The 16,805-nt window shown below is 72.1% G+C and carries 15 protein-coding genes; 8 read left to right on the top strand and 7 right to left on the bottom strand.

Annotated features, from left to right (window positions below; translation table 11 throughout):
* The first annotated feature begins 233 nt into the window (after positions 1–233).
* The 3 genes from ACQPY0_RS49845 to ACQPY0_RS49835 are packed head-to-tail and all read left to right on the top strand — an operon-like array spanning position 234 to position 3,240.
* The gene (locus ACQPY0_RS49845) at positions 234–1,505 is read left to right on the top strand and encodes an ABC transporter substrate-binding protein (RefSeq protein WP_432977875.1); all 1,272 of its coding nucleotides are present in this window, start codon (positions 234–236) and stop codon (positions 1,503–1,505) included.
* On the top strand, positions 1,502–2,377 hold the full coding sequence (locus ACQPY0_RS49840; protein ID WP_432977872.1) for a carbohydrate ABC transporter permease: 876 nt from the start codon (positions 1,502–1,504) through the stop codon (positions 2,375–2,377). The genes ACQPY0_RS49845 and ACQPY0_RS49840 overlap by 4 nt, the downstream gene beginning before the upstream one ends.
* On the top strand, positions 2,374–3,240 hold the full coding sequence (locus tag ACQPY0_RS49835; protein ID WP_432977869.1) for a carbohydrate ABC transporter permease: 867 nt from the start codon (positions 2,374–2,376) through the stop codon (positions 3,238–3,240). The genes ACQPY0_RS49840 and ACQPY0_RS49835 overlap by 4 nt, the downstream gene beginning before the upstream one ends.
* On the opposite strand, the gene ACQPY0_RS49830 is transcribed toward ACQPY0_RS49835, so the two are convergent.
* Together ACQPY0_RS49830 and ACQPY0_RS49825 are read right to left on the bottom strand one after the other, a co-directional pair.
* Positions 3,241–5,394 (bottom strand): HelD family protein, encoded by a 2,154-nt coding sequence (locus tag ACQPY0_RS49830; RefSeq protein WP_432977866.1) that lies wholly within the window; start codon positions 5,392–5,394, stop codon positions 3,241–3,243. It abuts the gene before it with no gap.
* A gap of 77 nt (positions 5,395–5,471) precedes the next feature.
* A complete protein-coding gene (locus tag ACQPY0_RS49825) occupies positions 5,472–6,122 on the bottom strand; it encodes a DedA family protein (RefSeq protein WP_432977863.1) in 651 nt (216 codons plus the stop codon).
* A 69-nt stretch (positions 6,123–6,191) separates the two neighbouring features.
* Here ACQPY0_RS49825 and ACQPY0_RS49820 point away from each other — a divergent pair, with 69 nt between their 5' ends.
* Positions 6,192–7,196 carry a saccharopine dehydrogenase family protein gene (locus ACQPY0_RS49820; RefSeq protein ID WP_432977860.1) on the top strand — a complete coding sequence of 335 codons (1,005 nt, stop codon included), beginning with the start codon at positions 6,192–6,194 and terminating at the stop codon, positions 7,194–7,196.
* Here the strand turns inward: ACQPY0_RS49820 and ACQPY0_RS49815 are convergent.
* Positions 7,121–8,122: an alpha/beta fold hydrolase gene (locus tag ACQPY0_RS49815; protein WP_432977857.1), complete on the bottom strand. Its 1,002-nt coding sequence runs from the start codon at positions 8,120–8,122 to the stop codon at positions 7,121–7,123. The two genes, ACQPY0_RS49820 and ACQPY0_RS49815, sit on opposite strands and share 76 nt — an antisense overlap.
* A 131-nt stretch (positions 8,123–8,253) precedes the next feature.
* Positions 8,254–8,583 carry a hypothetical protein gene (locus ACQPY0_RS49810; protein WP_432977854.1) on the bottom strand — a complete coding sequence of 110 codons (330 nt, stop codon included), beginning with the start codon at positions 8,581–8,583 and terminating at the stop codon, positions 8,254–8,256.
* A 265-nt stretch (positions 8,584–8,848) separates the two neighbouring features.
* Here ACQPY0_RS49810 and ACQPY0_RS49805 point away from each other — a divergent pair, with 265 nt between their 5' ends.
* Together ACQPY0_RS49805 and ACQPY0_RS49800 are read left to right on the top strand one after the other, a co-directional pair.
* Entirely contained in the window at positions 8,849–9,340 is a 492-nt protein-coding gene (locus ACQPY0_RS49805; protein ID WP_432977851.1) for a DUF3145 domain-containing protein, read from the top strand.
* Positions 9,341–9,376: 36 nt separating this feature from the next.
* A complete protein-coding gene (locus ACQPY0_RS49800) occupies positions 9,377–11,059 on the top strand; it encodes a glycoside hydrolase family 3 N-terminal domain-containing protein (protein ID WP_432977848.1) in 1,683 nt (560 codons plus the stop codon).
* Here the strand turns inward: ACQPY0_RS49800 and ACQPY0_RS49795 are convergent.
* A complete protein-coding gene (locus ACQPY0_RS49795) occupies positions 11,056–11,457 on the bottom strand; it encodes a hypothetical protein (protein WP_432977845.1) in 402 nt (133 codons plus the stop codon). The two genes, ACQPY0_RS49800 and ACQPY0_RS49795, sit on opposite strands and share 4 nt — an antisense overlap.
* 14 nt (positions 11,458–11,471) lie before the next feature.
* Positions 11,472–12,368: a ParA family protein gene (locus ACQPY0_RS49790; RefSeq protein ID WP_432977842.1), complete on the bottom strand. Its 897-nt coding sequence runs from the start codon at positions 12,366–12,368 to the stop codon at positions 11,472–11,474.
* Positions 12,369–12,465: 97 nt separating this feature from the next.
* Between ACQPY0_RS49790 and ACQPY0_RS49785 the strand changes: the two genes are divergently transcribed.
* Entirely contained in the window at positions 12,466–13,395 is a 930-nt protein-coding gene (locus ACQPY0_RS49785; RefSeq protein WP_432977839.1) for a sulfotransferase family protein, read from the top strand.
* A 19-nt stretch (positions 13,396–13,414) separates the two neighbouring features.
* Positions 13,415–14,302 (top strand): hypothetical protein, encoded by an 888-nt coding sequence (locus ACQPY0_RS49780; RefSeq protein ID WP_432977836.1) that lies wholly within the window; start codon positions 13,415–13,417, stop codon positions 14,300–14,302.
* Positions 14,303–14,551: 249 nt separating this feature from the next.
* Here the strand turns inward: ACQPY0_RS49780 and ACQPY0_RS49775 are convergent, their stop codons facing one another.
* The gene (locus ACQPY0_RS49775; RefSeq protein ID WP_432977833.1) at positions 14,552–16,753 is read right to left on the bottom strand and encodes a HelD family protein; all 2,202 of its coding nucleotides are present in this window, start codon (positions 16,751–16,753) and stop codon (positions 14,552–14,554) included.
* Positions 16,754–16,805: the final 52 nt, after the last annotated feature.

The following is a 16,805-nucleotide window of genomic DNA, read 5'->3' as shown; positions in this document are numbered from 1 at the left end:
AACCTAGACGACCAGAAGTCAACAAACTCGAACAGACGTCTGTCCGTGGGTCTGTCCGTGTCGCGACCCGCTGTTACCGACATGTGTCAATAAAGTTTCCGGACAAACTGCATTGATCTCCGTAAATCACAGCTGATCAAGGCAAGTGATCCATTGACAATGTCCGTTTTTCCGAGGACTGTCGCCGTACTGGAGGTTCTCGTTTGGTTCTGTGCCTTACTGAGGAGGAAGCGATGAACTTCTCCCGTCGTACTGTCCTGGGCGGCGCGCTGACCGGCTTCGGAGGCGTGGCGGCGGCCTCACTGCTCGCCGCGTGCGGCGACTCCGGCGGCAGCGGCAGCGCCACGTCGGAGGTCACCTTCGGGTCCAACTACTCCGACAACGTGCCGAAGACCGCCATGGCCGCCGTCATCTCGGCGTACTCGAACGGCAAGAACGTCAAGGTCAACACCGTCGACCACAACTCGTTCCAGGAGAACATCAACCGGTACCTGCAGGGCAACCCCGACGACGTCTTCTGCTGGTTCGCCGGCTACCGCATGCAGTTCTTCGCCAAGCAGGGCCTGGCCGGGGACATCTCCGACGTGTGGAGCGAGGCCGGCGGCAACTTCTCCGACGCGCTCAAGGCGGCCTCGACCGGCGAGGACGGCAAGCAGTACTTCCTGCCCTTCTACAACTATCCGTGGGGCGTGTTCTACCGCAAGAGCGTCTGGCAGTCCAAGGGCTATACCGTGCCCACGAAGCTGGGCGAGTTCAAGACGCTGTGCGAGAAGATGAAGACCGACGGGCTGATCCCGGTCGCCTTCGCCGACAAGGACGGCTGGCCGGCGATGGGCACCTTCGACTACCTCAACATGCGCATCAACGGCTACCAGTTCCACGTCGACCTCATGGCCGGCAAGCAGGCCTGGACCGACGCGAAGGTCAAGACCGTCTTCGACACCTGGCGCGGGCTGCTGCCCTACCACCAGCCGGGCGCCAACGGCCGCACCTGGCAGGAGGCCGCCCAGTCCCTGCTCAACAAGCAGTCCGGCATGTACGTCTGCGGCACCTTCGTCGGCGAGCAGTTCACCGGCGCGGACCTCGACGACCTCGACTTCTTCGCCTTCCCGGAGATCAACTCCGAGTTCGGCCAGGACTCGGTCGAGGCCCCGATCGACGGGTTCATGATGGCGGCCCGGCCCAAGAACGCCGCCGGGGCGAAGGAACTGCTGAAGTACCTCGCGACCGGCCCCGCGGAGCTTTCGTACCTCAAGAGCAACCCGACCAACGTGGCGGCCAGCAAGACCGCCGACACGTCCGGCTACAGCGCGCTGCAGAAGAAGTCCGCCGAGCTCATCAGCGGCGCCAAGCACATCTCGCAGTTCCTGGACCGCGACACCCGCCCCGACTTCGCCTCCCAGGTGATGATCCCGGCCCTGCAGACCTTCATCAACTCCCCCAATGACGTCGACGGCCTCCTGAAGAACATCGAGGCCCAGAAGAAGACCATCTTCACGTCGTGAGGATCCGCCGCTTCAGCCTCGGCGACCGCGCGGTCATCGCGGTCGTGCTCGGCCTGGCGATCGTGCTGGACCTCGCGCTCATCTGGGGTCCCACGATCGCCTCGGTCGGGCTGTCCTTCACGTCCTGGAACGGGGTCACCGACCCGGTGTGGGTCGGCGGGCGCAACTACGACACGATCGTCAACGTCTACCCGCCGTTCTGGCCGGCGATCCAGCACAACCTGCTGTGGCTGGCGTTCCTCGGCCTGCTCGCCACGCCGCTGGGCCTGTTCTTCGCCGTCCTGCTCGACAAGCGCCTGCGCCTGGGGCGGTTCTACCAGAGTGCGCTGTACCTGCCGGTGGTGCTGTCGCTGGCGATCGTCGGCTTCATCGCGCAGCTGGTGTACTCCCGCGACTACGGCGCGCTGAACAACATCCTGGGCCGCACCGCGAACCCGGTCGACTTCCTCGGCGACCCGTCGATCAACATCTGGGCGGTCCTGGTGGCGGTCGGCTGGCGCCACGTCGGCTACGTGATGATCCTGTACCTGGCCGGCCTCAAGGCCGTCGACCCGGCGCTGAAGGAGTCCGCGGCCCTGGACGGGGCGAACGAGGCCCAGACGTTCTTCCGCGTCACGTTCCCCACCCTGCGCCCGGTCAACATCATCGTCCTGGTCATCACCGTGATCGAGGGCCTGCGCGCGTTCGACATCGTCTACGCCATCAACCGCGGCCGCAACGGCCTGGAGCTGCTCAGCGTGCTCGTGACCGACAACATCATCGGCGAGGCGAGCCGGATCGGCTTCGGCTCCGCGATCGCCGTCATCCTGCTGCTGATCTCCCTGGGCTTCATCGTCACGTACCTGATCCGAATCCTGCGGGAGGAGCGATGAAGACCTCCGCCCTGCGCCCGGCGCGCGTGCTGCTCAACGTCTTCCTGTTCGTCGTCGCGCTGGGCTGGCTCGCCCCGCTCGCCCTGGCCGTCTACGCCTCGCTGCGCCCCTACGCCGAGACCTCCCGCAAGGGGTACTTCTCGTGGCCGGACAAGCTCACCCTGCACTACTACGCGCAGGTGTGGGACTCCGCGGAGCTGCCGAAGTACTTCACGAACTCGCTCGTCGTGGCCGTCCCCGGCGTCCTGCTCACCCTGTTCCTGGCCTCGTTCGTGGCCTTCTGCATCGCCCGCCTGCGCATCCGCTTCTCCCTGCTGCTGCTGGTGGTCTTCACGGCCGGCAACCTGCTGCCGCCCCAGGTCCTGGTCACGCCGCTGTACGAGCTGTACAAGCAGATCCCGGTCCCGGGCTTCGTGAGCGCCTCCGGCACGCTGTACGACTCCTACGCCGGCCTGATCGCCATCCACGTGGCCTTCCAGGTCGGTTTCTGCGTCTTCGTCCTGTCGAACTTCATGCGTACCCTGCCCGCGGAGATCACCGAGGCCGCGGTCGTGGACGGCGCGGGGGTGTGGCTGCAGTACTGGAAGGTGACGCTGCCGCTGTGCCGCCCGGCCCTGGCCGCCCTGGCGACCCTGCTGTTCACCTGGATCTACAACGACTTCCTGTACGCCCTGGTCCTGATCTCCACCGGCGACAAGCTGCCGGTGACCAGCGCGCTGAACAACCTGCGCGGCCAGTTCTTCACCGACTACAACCTCCTGGCCGCCGGCTCCCTGCTCGTCGCCCTGCCCACGCTGATCGTCTTCTTCGCGCTGCAACGCCAGTTCGTCGCCGGCCTGACCCTGGGCGCCGCCAAGGGCTGATCAGAACGGCCGGGTGCCGACCGTGGTCAGGCGCTGGGTCGCGCGGGACAGGGCCACGTAGAGCGTCCGGAAGCCGGTCGCCGCCTCGTCGCGGATGGCGGCCGGCTCCACGACCAGGACGCCGTCGTACTCCATGCCCTTGGAGTCCAGGGCGCCCACCGTCTGCAGCCGCTGCGGGGCGAGATCGGAAAGCCACCCGGCGACCTCGGCGCGGCGGGTCGTCGGGGTGATCACGCCGACCGTGCCCTCGACCTGGTCCAGCAGCGTCTTCGCCGCCTCGGTCACCGACGTGCGCAGGTCGTCGGTGACGATCTCGACCGGCTCGACGCCCGAGGAGCGCACCGCGGCCGGCAGCTCGATGTCCGGCTGGGCCGCGCGGATCACCCGGGCGGCGACCGCGAAGATCTCGGCCGAGTTGCGGTAGTTCGTGGTGAGGGTGAAGGTCGAGCGGCGGCGGGTGCCGACCGCGGCCTCCATCGCGCGCTCGGACTCCGCGGCGTCGGCCCACGCGGCCTGGGCCGGGTCGCCGACGATCGTCCACGTGGCGTGCGGGCCGCGGCGGCCGATCATGCGCCACTGCATCGGCGAGACGTCCTGCGACTCGTCGACGATGATGTGCGCGTAGTCGCGGTAGTCGTCCGGGCGCTCGACCGCCTGGGCGCGGGCGGCGGCGAGGCGGTCGGCGTACGTCGTGGCCTCCCGCACCCCCTCGGCGACCTGGAACGGGTCGCGCGGGGCCCGCTTGCGCACCGGCGGGTCGCCCAGCAGCTCGTGCAGCTCGTCCAGCAGCGCCACGTCCTCGACCGAGAACGAGTCCGCGTCGATGGACTCGGCCAGCGTCGTGATCTCGCGATTGCTCAGCACGCCGTTCGCCCAGCGCTGCAGCCGCTGCCGGTCGGCGAGCCAGGCCAGGACCTCGGCCGGGCGGACCACCGGCCACCAGCCGCGCATGAACTGGATGAACTCGCTGCGCTCGGCGATGTCGGGGGCGAACTCCTCGCGCTTCTGCTGCCGGCCCGCCGGCAGCAGCTGCACGCTCTGGCGCCACAGCGCGTCCAGGACGTGACCGGCGGCCTTGGCCCGGGCCGCGTTGCGCCGCACGCCCAGGCCCAGCACGGTGCGGCGCAGCTCGTCCAGGGCGGGCTTGTCGAGGCTGAGCAGCTCCCCGCGGTACAGCATCCGGATCCGCTCCGGAGAACCCGGCGCGGGGGAGCGGGCGGCGCGGCCGAGCACCCGCTGCATGCGCAGCGAACCCTTCACGGCCGCGACCGGCGGCGGCTCGTGCCGGGTGGCCCGGACGCCCTCGACGAGCTGGCCGAGGGAGCGCAGCGCGGCGGTGTCCTCACCGAGGGAAGGCAGGACGCGGGACACGTAGCCGACGAACACGTCCGAGGGGCCCACGACGAGCACGCCGCCCGACTCGTACCGGTTGCGGTCGGCGTAGAGCAGATAGGCGGCCCGGTGCAGCGCGACGGCGGTCTTGCCGGTGCCGGGGCCGCCGCGCACGATGGTGATCCCGGAGGCGGGGGAGCGGATCGCGTCGTCCTGCTCGCGCTGGATGGTCGCGACGATGTCCTTCATGCCGCGCCCGGTGGCCCGCGACAGGTTCGCCAGCAGCGCCCCGTCGCCGACGACGGCCATGGACGGGGGCGCGGCGGCCGGATCCAGCAGGTCGTCCTCGATGCTGACGACCTTCTCACCGGTACTGCGGATGCTGCGCCGCCGCACGACGCCCATCTGGTCGGCGGGCGTGGCCCGGTAGAACGGCGCCGCCGCGGGCGCCCGCCAGTCGACGACCAGCGACTCGTACGCCTCGTCGCGCAGCCCCAGCCGCCCGATGTAGCGCACCTCGCCGTCCGGCACCGCCGGCGCCACGGCGGCCGCGTCGGCCCCGGAGACCCCGTCCGGACCCAGGTCGAGGCGGCCGAAGACCAGCCCGTCGTGCTCGCTCTCCAGGGCCCGCCGGCGCCGCGCCGCGTGGTAGACCATCGCGTCGCGCTCGACCAGCGCCCCGAAGTTGCCGACCCGGGCCAGGTTGTACCCGGCCTTCTCGACCTCGGCCGCGGAGACCCGCAGCTGGTCGAGGCGCACATAGACCCGGTCGAGGTAGGCCTGCTCGGCGGCGATCTCCGAGTCGCGAACCGCGTCGCTCAACGCTTTACTCCTGCCGCCCGGCGAAAAACAACCCCGAAAGCCTACTCGCGAGTCGCGGTCGCGCCGGGCCGCCCTGGTCACGGCGTGGCCGCGGGCTCCTTGCCGGACTCGGCCTTCAGCGCGCGGGCCTCGGCGGCCGCCTTGCGCCGCAGGTAGAGCGTGGTGACCGCCCCGGCGACGACGGCCGCGGCGAGGGCGACCCACGAGAAGTCCTTCAGCCACTTCTCGGCGACCTGGCCCAGCGAGTAGATCGCGAACACGGTGCCGAACGACCAAACTATCCCGCCCAGCGCGTTGGCGGCGAGGAACTTGGCATACGGCACCCGCAGCGCCCCCGCCAGCGGGCCGGCCAGGATGCGCAGCAGCGCGATGAACCGGCCGAAGAACACCGCCCAGACGCCCCAGCGCTGGAACGCCCGCTCGGCCTTGGCCAGGTGCTCGGGGCCGAAGTGCTTCGGGAAGCGCCGCCCGACCCGCTCCAGCAGGGCCCGCCCGCCGCGGCGGCCGATCAGGTATCCGACACTGTCGCCGGCGATCGCGCCGGCCGAGGCGGCCCCGGCGACCAGCCACGGGTTCACCGACGTGGTCACGGAGAGCAGGGAGGCGGTCACCAGCGTGATCTCGCCGGGCAGCGGCACGCCCATGCTCTCGATTCCGATCACGGTCCCGACCAGGACATACACCCAGATCGGGGACAGTGTGCCCATCCACACCTCGATGTGATGCACGGCTGGACCTTCCCCTCCCCCGTAGACTTCCCTTCCGCCTCGGGCAAGGGTCTCATACCGTAGCTGAGCGTGGGCTGGGTGCTGTATGGCGCGAACGGTTACAGCGGGTCGCTACTGGCCCGGCTGGCGGTGCGGCGCGGCGAGCGCCCGATCCTGGCCGGCCGCTCGCCGGCCCCGGTCCGGGCCCTCGCGACCGAGCTCGGCCTACCCTATCGCGTAGGCCCGCCGGTGCCGGACCTCCTGGCCGGCGCCGACGCCATGGTCAACTGCGCCGGCCCCTTCGCCGCCACCGCCGAGCCGGCCGTCGCAGCCTGCCTGGCCGCCGGCGCCCACTACCTGGACATCACCGGCGAGCTGGACGTCCTCGAGCGGATGTTCACCCACGACGAGGCCGCCCGGGCCGCCGGCGTCGCGATGATCACCGGGGCCGGGTTCGACGTCGTGCCGACCGACTGCCTGGCCGCGCTGCTCGCCGCCGAGCTGCCCGGCGCGGTCGCCCTGGAGCTGGCGTTCCGCGCGCCGGGCGGCCTGTCGCGCGGCACCGCGCGAACCGCCCTGGGGCAGCTGGGCGCCGGCGCCGCCCGGCGCATCGGCGGCGAGCTGGTCCGGGTGCCCTACGGCTCCCCGTCGCGCACGGTGCCGTTCCCGTCCGGCCCGTGCCGGGTCGGCGCGACCCGCTGGGGCGACCTGGTCACCGCCTACCGCTCGACCGGCATCGCCGACATCACGGTGTACATGCCGCTGCCGCCCGGCGCCGCGCTGGCCCCGCTGATGCGCTTCCCACCGCTGCGCGCGGCCGCCCGGGCCCTGGTCCGCCGGGGCGGCCCGGCGGCGGCGACCCGCGAGCGGGCCGGCTGCGAGGTGTGGGCACAGGTGCGCGACGCCGCGGGGCAGTCCCGCACGGCGACGCTGAGCGGGCCGAACGCGTACACCCTGACCGCCGACGCCTCCCTGCGCGCCCTGCAGGCCGTCCGCGCGGGCCGGGTCGCGCCGGGCGTTCACACCCCCTCGGCGGCCCTCGGGGCGGGGTTCGTGCGGACCCTGGACGGCGTCACGGTCACCTTCACGGCGTGACGGCGGTTGCGCCCGGCGCGGCGCAGCACGGAGACGATCGCGTCGGTCACCACGTCGGGACGCTCGATCGGCAGCATGTGCCCGGCCTCGTCGCACACCCGCAGCTCGGCGTCCGGCAGCTCGCGGGCGATCGTCTGCGAGCAGACCGGCGGGGTGAGCCGGTCCAGGGAGCCGACCAGCACCGCGACCGGCAGCCCGCTCATCGCGGCCAGGCTGTCGACGCGGTGGTGCAGGTCGACGGAGGGCCGGAAGCCGCCGATCGCGCACAGCGGCGCGTTGCCGACCATCGAGGCGGTCAGCGCCACCCAGGCGGTGTCGACACGGTGGCCGAAGACCAGCCAGCGCACGCCCGGGGCTAACAGCGGCATCAGGCGGCGGTGCGGGCGCCAGGCGCCGGAGCGGGCGAGCAGGCCCGCGCCCTGGGTCTCCAGCACCCGCATGACCCGGGCCAGGCGCGGGCTGAGGCCGTAGCTGGTGCGGGACGAGCCCTCGGCGGAGGTGGAGACGAGCACGACCCCCACGACCCGGCGGGCGAAGGCGGCGGCGTGGCGGTGGGCGTACTCCATGATCGCCATCCCGCCGAGCGAGTGCCCGACCAGCACGATCGGGCCGCGCGGGACGAGTTGCGCGATGACCTCGGCGAGGTCGTCGCCGAGGCGCTCCAGGGTGGCGTCATGGCCGTGGGTGGCGGAGGACAGCCCGTGGCCGCGCAGGTCGAAGGCGAGCACCTGGACGGGGGCGCCGAAACGCTCGTGCAGGTCGGCGATCTGCTGCCGCCAGAGCCGATTGTCCAGCGTCCAACCGTGCAGGAGGACTACCGTGACCGGGCGGGCGCCGGCCTTGCCGGCCGGTGCGGCGGGGTGGAGCACACAGTGCACGCGGGCGCCGTCTTCGAGCTTCACGAATGAGGTGACGGCCGGACCCATGGTCAATTGTTACCCGGAAGTTTCGGGGATTACCCCTGTCATCCTTGTAACACTCTGATATCGCAACTTCGCAGAAACGCGCAGGCGCCGCCGGGGTGACCCCGGCGGCGCCCGAAGTTTCCGTCCGAGGCTCAGGCCTCGAACACGCCCGCGTCGACGAGGCGCTTCTCGGTGGCGGCCCAGCCGTGCTCCGGCGTCGCCGCGTCCAGGGCCTGGATCTCGGCGCGGATCTTCGTGGCGTGACCGGCGGCGGCCAGCACCCGGATCTCCTCGGCGAACGCGTCGGAGCTGGTGCTGAGGTGCACGGTCTTGCCGTTGGTCAGGTTGCGCACGTAGACGTGCTTGCCCTTGTTGAGCGGGATGAGGTACTTGAACTCACCCAGCACGCTGAGGGCGCCGGATGCACCGGCCTGACCGGCGCGGACTGAGGCCCGCGCGGTCTTTGAGGTGTTGCTCGCCACGGCGGGAACTCCTTGTCGAGGCTGCGTACGGAAGACAAGAAATCGTAACACCCCGTCGGAGTGCTCGAAAAAGATGAGTTACCTGATGCACCATCAGTCCGTTGGACAATGCGGTAGTGCCAGTCTCAAGCGGTCTGACCGTTTCTCTGGCGCACCGCGAGCAACATCGTCATCATTGGTCCCAACAGTCACCGCCGCACCTGGCCTGACCCGCGGAGCACGAGGTCGTAGGGGAAGACGCACCTCGGTCTCCAGGAGGTCTTACGTGCCCACGCGTGGCGTCATATACGTTCACTCGACTCCGCTCGCCGTGTCCTCGCACGTCGAGTGGGCGATCGCGCGCGTCCTCGGCGCGCCGGTCCGCCTCGAGTGGTCGGTGCAGCCTGTCGAGCCCTCGGCCCGGCGGGCGCAGTGCTCGTGGACCGGCGCGACCGGCACGGGCGGCGAGCTCGCGGCCGCACTCCGGCAGTGGCCGATGATCCGCTTCGAGGTCACCGAGGAGCCGAGCCCCGGCGTGGACGGGGAGCGGTTCATGCACGTGCCCGGCCGTGGCCTGTTCCGGGGCTCGACCAGCGCCAACGGCGACATCGTGCTGTCCGAGGACCGGCTGCGCGTCCTCGTGGCCGGCGCCCGCGGCTACGAGACGCTCGCGCACACCCTGGAGAAGGCGCTGGGCGCGCCGTGGGACGCGGAGCTGGAGCCGTACCGCCACGCCGCTGACGGCGTCCCCATGACCCTGCTCACCCGGGTCGGGTGAGCGACGCGGGTTGCACCGCCATGATTGAGTTGGCCGGTGCTGAGTCCCAAGCGCCGCTTCCTGCTGTCCCTGACGGCCCTCGCCCTCGCGGCGGGCGGCTGCACCGGCGACGGCTCGAAGCCGGCGCAGGAGGGCACCAGCGCCCCCGTCTCGGCGCTGGTCGCGGGGCAGGACCCGGCCGAGTTCGCCGCCCGCCTGTCCGATGAGGAGCTCGTCGGGCAGCTGCTGATGCCGTACGCCTACGGCAACGCCGCCGACAAGGTCTCCTCGGGCTCGGCCGCGGCCAACCGCAACTACGCCGGGGCGTCCACGCCGGCCGAGATCGTCAGGAAGTACCACCTCGGCGGCATCATCCTCGTCTCCTCCAGCGCCGACGATCCCACCGCCGGCACCAACAAGACCACCAACGTCGAGTCCCCGGCCCAGGTGGCGAAGCTCACCGCCGGCCTGCAGCAGGCGGCCCTGAGCCAGCCCGGCCGGCTGCCGCTGCTGATCGGCACCGACCAGGAGTACGGCCAGGTCACCCGCCTGCGCGAGGGCATCGTGCAGCTGCCCTCCGCCCTCGCCCTCGGCGCCGCCGGCGACCCGGCGATCACCGAGGCGGCCTGGAAGGCGGCCGGCACCGAACTCGCCGCGATCGGCGTCAACGTCGACTTCGCCCCCGACGCCGACGTCCTGGGCGCCCAGCCCGGCGGCGCGATCGGCTCCCGCTCCTTCGGCAGCAACCCGGACAAGGTCGCCGCGCAGGTCGCCGCCGCCGTGCGCGGCCTGCAGGCCGCCGGCGTCGCCGCGACCGTCAAGCACTTCCCGGGCCACGGCCACACGACCACCGACAGCCACAGCAGCCTGCCGGTGCTGTCGCAGAACCTCGACAGCCTCCAGGCCGGCGACCTGCCGCCGTTCCTGGCCGCCCGCGACGCCGGCGTCGGCCTGGTCATGTCCGGCCACCTCGACGTGAAGGCCATCGACCCCGGCGCCCCGGCCTCCTTCTCCAGCAAGGTCCTCGTCGACCTGCTGCGCACGAAGCTGGACTACACCGGCGTGGTCGTCACCGACGCGCTGAACATGGCCCCGGCCGAGCAGTGGGGCCCGGGCGAGGCCGCCGTGCGCGCGATCCTGGCCGGCAACGACATCCTGCTCATGCCGCCGAACCTCGCGGCCGCGTACAAGGGCCTGCTCGACGCGGTCAAGTCCGGCCGCATCACCAAACCCCGCCTGGTCGAGTCGGTGACGCGGATCCTGGCACTGAAGCAGCGCCTGGCCGCGATGCCGAAGCCGGACCCGGGCGTCGTGGACGGCCCGGACGGCAAGACCGCCGCCCGCAACGCGGCCGCGGCCGCGATCACCATCCTGCGCGGCAAGTGCTCCGGCGCCCTGGTCACCGGCCCGATCCGGGTCACCGCGGCCGGCGGCGACACCGCCCGCGGCTGGCTGGAGGAGAACCTGCGGGCCGCCGGCGCCGAGGTGGTCACCCAGGGCGGCTCCGAGATCCGCCTCATAAGCTACGGCCGCGGCTCGGCCGACCTGTCCTCGACGGCGGCGGTGACGGTGGCGCTGGACACGCCCCACGTGCTCGGCTCCGCCAAGGGCACCCTCGTCGCCACGTACTCGTCGTCGCGCGCGTCGATGGCCGCCCTGAGCGATGTCCTACTGGGCAAGGCCAAGGCCCCCGGCCACACCCCGGTCCCCGTCCCGGGCCTGCCCGCGAGCGCCTGCTAACGGCTCAGGGCCAGGCTGTCCAGGCGGCGGCCGGTCGTCGCGTCCACGATCGTCGTCGTCAGCGCGGCCTTCGTGGCCTTGGCCGGGGCGGCGACACCGAGGACCTTGGCCAGCTCCTTGAGCTGGGCGACGGTGAGCTTCAGGTCGTTGAGGTACTGCGTCGCCGCCTGGCGGGTCGAAAGCTCGGCGAGCATCGTCTCGATCTCGCTCACCGGGCGCGGCAGCGCCGCCGGGGCCGCCGCGGCGCGCGGGGCCCGGGCCGGGCGGCCGCCCTTCGGGACCAGCTCCAGCTTCGCGGCGCCGGAGGCGAGGTCGGCCAGCTGGTCGGCGGACAGGGCCTTGACGAAGGCGGCCACGCGCAGGAGAACCTCGTGGGCGAGGTCGGCCGGATCGGTCATCGGTGCGGTGCTCCTCAGGTTCTCGTTCTGGCCAGGAACTCGCTGGTCAGCTGCTGCAGCTCGTATCGTAGATTCTCGATCGCGGGCGTGCCCGGCGGCGCCAGGACGGCCGGCACGGCGCGCAGGCCCGACTCGGTGATCGCCGACTTGTTGTCGCGGATCGTCTGGCGGAAGACCGGCATCTCGATCTCCGTCGTGGTCCGCACCGACGTCTGCTGGGTCTGCAGCGGGCCCGATCCGGTGTACTGCACCATGGTGTACACCACCCCGATGATCTCCGGGTTGATCGGCTCGGACGCGACCGAGTTGTACTCCTCGACCAGCGCCGACAGCCGGGTCCGCAGCAGGTCGATGCCCAGGGTGGACAGGTAGTCCGGGCGGGCCGGGACGATCACGTGGTCGCTGGCGACGAGCGCGGTGCGGGTGACCAGGTTGAAGTTCGGCGGGCAGTCGATGAGCACCGTGTCGTACTTGCGGAACGCCTGGTCGGCGAGCGCGTCGGCGAGCAGGCGGTACACCTGCAGGTAGCGCGGGCTGCTGCGCTGGAACCGCGAGCCGCCGAGCCCGGCCGCCAGGTCCAGGTCGGCGTCGACGAGGCCCAGCTGCGAGGCGATCAGGTGCAGGCTGCCGCCGAGCGGCTGCACGACCGCGTTGACCTCGAGCGGGGCGAGCACGTACTGGAACAGCGGGTCCGCGGCCCGCGCGGCGACGAACGCCTCGAACCAGGCCCGGATCGTCGGCTGGTCGGTGAAGTCGGCGGGGCGGTAGAAGCAGTACGTGAGGCTGGCCTGCGGATCCAGGTCGATGAGCAGCACCTTGCGTCCCCGGGCGGCCAGCTCGGCGCCGAGGTTCGCGGTCACGGTGGTCTTGCCGACGCCGCCCTTGTAGTTGATCACGGAGACGACGCTCATCGGTGCAGCATGCCATTCACGGCGGACGTTTGTCGCCGCCGGGTCGCCCGGCTAGGGTGAAATTCCTATATTCTCGATAGAGAAAGGGTGCTCCGGGATGCTGCCCGACTTCCTGGTCGCGGGGGTGCCCAAGGCCGGCACGTCCGCGCTGCACGCGGCGCTGTCGCGCCACCCGCAGCTGTTCATGTCCGCGGTCAAGGAGCCGAAGTTCTTCCTCACCGACGGTCCGCCGCCGCGCCACGGCGGCCCCGGCGACGTGCAGACCTACCAGGAGCACGTCTGGCGGCGCGGCGACTACGAGGCACTGTTCGCCGGGGCGCCCCCGGGCGCGCTGCGCGGCGAGGCGACCCCGTTCTACCTGCACGACCTCACCGCCCACGAGCGGATCGCCCGGCTGATCCCGCGGGCGAAGCTGATCCTGCTCCTGCGCGACCCCGTCGACCGCGCCCACTCCAACTGGTCCCACCTGTGGGGCGCGGGCCTGGAGTCCGAGGCGGACTTCCTGCGCGCGGTCGAGCTCGAGCCGGTCCGCCGCGCCAAGGGCTGGGCGGCCTTCTGGCACTACACCGGCCTGGGGATGTACGGCACCCAGCTGCGCCACCTCTACGAGCACTTCCCGCGCGAGCAGGTGCTGCTGCTGCGATACCGGGACCTGCGCGACGACCCCGGCGGCACCGTCGACCGGGTCTGCGGCTTCCTCGGGGTCGCCACCGGCCAGGTCGGCGAGATCCCGCCGGAGAACGTGCGCCGCTACGTCGCCGACACGCCGGTGAACGCGGGCCTGCGGCTCCTGCTGCGCCGCGGTGGCAGGATCGGTCACCGGTTCCCGGTGCCGGTGCGGCGGGCCTTCAGCCGGCCGCTGCTGGCGCTGCTGCACCGCGAGCACGGTCGCCGGCCGCGGGTGACCCCCGAGCAGCGGGCCGCGCTGCTGCCGCGCTTCGCCGAACAGATCGAGCTGCTGCAGGCGGTCTCCGGGCAGTCGTACGCCGACTGGCTGAGCCTCGATCACGCCAGCAACTACCGCTAGTACGCAGAGAGGAACGGATTTGCTCACGCTGCCGCGCTGGGACGATGCCGACGTCGTCGTCGAGCCGCCCGCGACCGGCCCGGGCACCTGGGCGGGCGCGCCGAGCGCCCTGCGCCACGGTGACGAGGTCTATCTGGCGTACCGCCTGCGCCGCCCGATCGGCGAGGGCCGCGGCTACGCCAACGTGATCGCCCGCTCCCGCGACGGTGTCTCCTTCACCCCGGTCGCCGAGGTCCACAAGGATCGTTTCGCCGGCGCGTCCCTGGAGCGCCCGGCCCTGACGGTCACCCCGGAGGGTCGCTGGCGGCTGTACGTCAGCGTGGCCACCCCGGGCACCAAGCACTGGCGGGTCGACCTGCTGGAGGCCGACGAGCCGGAGAAGCTCGGCGATGCCCCGGCGCTGACGGTCCTGCCGGGCGACTCCCGCACCGGGGTGAAGGATCCGGTCCTGCACTTCGACGGCTCCACCTGGCACCTGTGGGCGTCGGTGCACCCGCTGGAGTCGGACGAGCACGCGGACCGGATGAGCACCTGGTACGCCACCAGCCCCGACGGCATCGCCTGGACCTGGCGCGGCGTGGCCCTGGCGCCGCGCCCCGGCACGTGGGACGCGCGCGGGGTGCGGGTCAGCGCCGTGTGGCCGACGCCGGACGGCCTGCGCGCCACGTACGACGGGCGCGCGACCGCCGAGGAGAACTGGGAGGAGCGCACGGGCACGGCGGTGGCCGCACGCCTGCCGGACGGCACGTTCGGCCCCCTGACGGCGGCATCGCAGCCCCCGACCGGTTCGCCGTTCGCACCGCACGGCCTGCGCTACCTGAGCGCGGTCGCGGGCCGCATCTACTACGAGGCCACGCGCGCGGACGGCGCCCATGAGCTGCGCACGGAGCTGATAGCGACGGCGTGATCGCTGAGGGTCAGGCGGGAAACGTGAATTTTTCTCAGAATGTTAGCGTGGTAGTGATTTAAGCGGAGCGGCGCCACCGAGGCCCGTTCCCGCAATGCTCGGCCGGGCCGCGGCGCGAGGACGCCGGCCAGGGGCGACGATCGGGCTTCGAGGTCGCTTCACGTGTCGCGCCCGCGCGCGACACGCGGTCGGGCGCGATCCTGGCAGGGGGTTGTCACGAGTGGTGGTGGCGGCCCTGGGGGCGGGTTGTCACGAGCGGTGGTGGCGGCCCTTGGGACGGTTGCGGCCCGAACGCTGGTCCAGCAGCGCCGCCGTGCGCTGTAGCACCTCGTCCCACAGGGGCTGGGGTGCGCCGCCGGCGATCATCGCCGTCAGGTCCTCGGCCAGGCGGTCCAGCAGGGAGAGCTCGACCGTCGGGTCCGGGTCGGGCTCGATCACGGTGCGCTGGCGCGGGATGCGGCTGGTGACGTCGCCGGGCGGTTTCAGGGGGAGGGTCTCGCCGCTGGCCACGATGTCCAGGTAGCGGATCGTGCGGGTCAGCGCCACGAACAGCAGGCGGTGCCCGCGCGGGTCCTCGGCGACGATCTCCTCCGGCTCGACGACGATCACCGCGTCGAACTCCAGGCCCTTGGCCTCCTGCGGGGAGACCAGGTTGATGGCCCGCTCCAGCTCGCCCTGGTCGGCGCGGCCCCACGGCAGGTCGTTGGCGTGCAGGGCGAACTCCAGCTCGGCGCGGCAGGCGGCCGGGCAGATGATGCCCACGAAGCGCTGCGCCTCCAGGTGGTCGCGGGCGATCTGGGCCACGCGGCCGGCCCGCTCGCCGGGCTCGACGACGTGCTGGCCGGGGTCGGTGGGGCCGTCGCGGACCACGGTGAGGGGCTCGGTGCCGGGCGCGGCCAGGGGCAGCAGTCGGGCGGCGAACTCGTACACCTGCCGCGGGACCCGGTATCCGTAGCGCAGGCCGGCGAGGACCCGCTGCTGGGTCTGCGGCAGGTGCTCGGTGACCTCGTCCCACGAGTCGCGGGCCCACGCGCCCGTGGACTGGGCCAGGTCGCCGACGATGGTCATCGAGCCGTTCGCCGAGCGGCGGCCGACGGCGCGCAGCTGCATCGGGGAGAGGTCCTGGGCCTCGTCGACGACGATGTGGCGGTAGCGGCCGGTCACGCCGTTGATCAGCTCGTCGACCTCGTCGAGCAGGGCGATGTCGGCCGCGCTCCAGACCTGCGCCGAGAGGCGGTCGGCGCCGCGGCGATACAGCAGCGCCAGCTCCTCGTCGCTGAACTCCCCGGCGCCGGCGGCGGACAGACGCGCCCGGGAGCCGAACAACCCGCGTAGGAAGGCCGCGGCGCTCTGCAGCGGCCACAGGCGCTCCAGCAGGTTCTCGACCGGGGCCAGGCGCTCGGCCTCGAGCGGGCCGCCGCGGGCCCGCACCAGCTCGGCGAGGCGGGCGCGCAGGAACTGGCGGCGCTGGGCGTAGGGGCCACCGGCCTGGCGGGCGGCGGCGATCTCGGCGGCGATCTCGGCGCCGGTCAGGGTGAGGAAACGGCCGTCGAAGAGCATCCGCTCGGCCGCCTCGGGGCTGCCGATGCGGGTCTCCAGGGCGTGCGCGAGCAGCCGGGCCATCCGGGCCTCACCCTTGATCCGCCGGGTGGCCGGGTCCTCCTGGCGGCCCCGCTGCACGGGCGGGCCGAGCTGGTCGATGTCGACCTGCTCGACGTCGGCGTCGCCGAGGCTCGGCAGGACCGAGCGGATGTATCGCGTGAACGCCGGATGCGGCCCCACGACCAGCACGTCCTGCGGCCGGAGGCGCTCGTGCTCGTTGTACAGCAGCCAGGAGACACGGTGCAGGGCGACCGCGGTCTTGCCGGTGCCGGGCCCGCCCTCGATGATCAGCAGCTGTTCGAGGGGGAAGCGCATCAGGCGGTACTGCGCGGCCTGGATCGTCGCCACGATGTCGTGCATCGCGCCGGTCCGCCCGCGCTCGAGCTCCCCGAGCAGGGCGGCGTCGGGCCCGTCGAGGGCCGCGATCGCCTCCACCAGCTGCTCGAAGACCAGATCGGCGAAGTCGAGGATCCGGTTGCCCTCGCAGCTGAAGCTCCGCTTGAGGCGCAGGCCCTGCGGGTCGTCCGGGGAGGCCTCGTAGTAGCGCTTGCCGAGGTCGGACTGCCAGTTGACCACGAGCACGTTGCGCTGGTCGTCGAAGATCGTCTCGCGGCCGATGTAGTAGCGCTCGTCCTCGAGCAGATCGACGCGGCCGATCGCGACCTCCTGCTCGGGGCCGGCCAGCGACTCGCGGCGGCCCCGGCGGAAGGTCGACAGCCAGCGGCCGGCACCGGCGTTCGCGGCGGCGTCCGGGTTCTCGCCCAAATCGGCGCGCAGCCGTTCACGGTGCTTGTGGGCGAGGTCGAAGTGTTGCTGCTCAGCAGCGATCTCGGCTGCCTTGGACTCCACGGAACTCCCTTTTCGCACCCTGCGTGCGCCCCACGCTACCTTGCGCCAGGGA

It is taken from the genome of Dactylosporangium sp. CA-233914 (assembly GCF_050942935.1).
Taxonomy (GTDB): Bacteria; Actinomycetota; Actinomycetes; order Mycobacteriales; family Micromonosporaceae; genus Dactylosporangium.
Note: the sequence above shows the minus strand (reverse complement) of the source record. Positions and strands in the feature narration are given on the sequence as shown.

Excerpts from the sequence above, each read along its gene's own strand:
- ACQPY0_RS49835 (WP_432977869.1), top strand. The coding sequence starts at position 2,374 with ATGAAGACCTCCGCCCTGCGCCCGGCGCGCGTGCTGCTCAACGTCTTC.
- ACQPY0_RS49815 (WP_432977857.1), bottom strand. The coding sequence starts at position 8,122 with ATGGGTCCGGCCGTCACCTCATTCGTGAAGCTCGAAGACGGCGCCCGC.
- ACQPY0_RS49795 (WP_432977845.1), bottom strand. The coding sequence starts at position 11,457 with ATGACCGATCCGGCCGACCTCGCCCACGAGGTTCTCCTGCGCGTGGCC.
- ACQPY0_RS49790 (WP_432977842.1), bottom strand. The coding sequence starts at position 12,368 with ATGAGCGTCGTCTCCGTGATCAACTACAAGGGCGGCGTCGGCAAGACC.
- ACQPY0_RS49785 (WP_432977839.1), top strand. The coding sequence starts at position 12,466 with ATGCTGCCCGACTTCCTGGTCGCGGGGGTGCCCAAGGCCGGCACGTCC.
- ACQPY0_RS49845 (WP_432977875.1), top strand. The coding sequence starts at position 234 with ATGAACTTCTCCCGTCGTACTGTCCTGGGCGGCGCGCTGACCGGCTTC.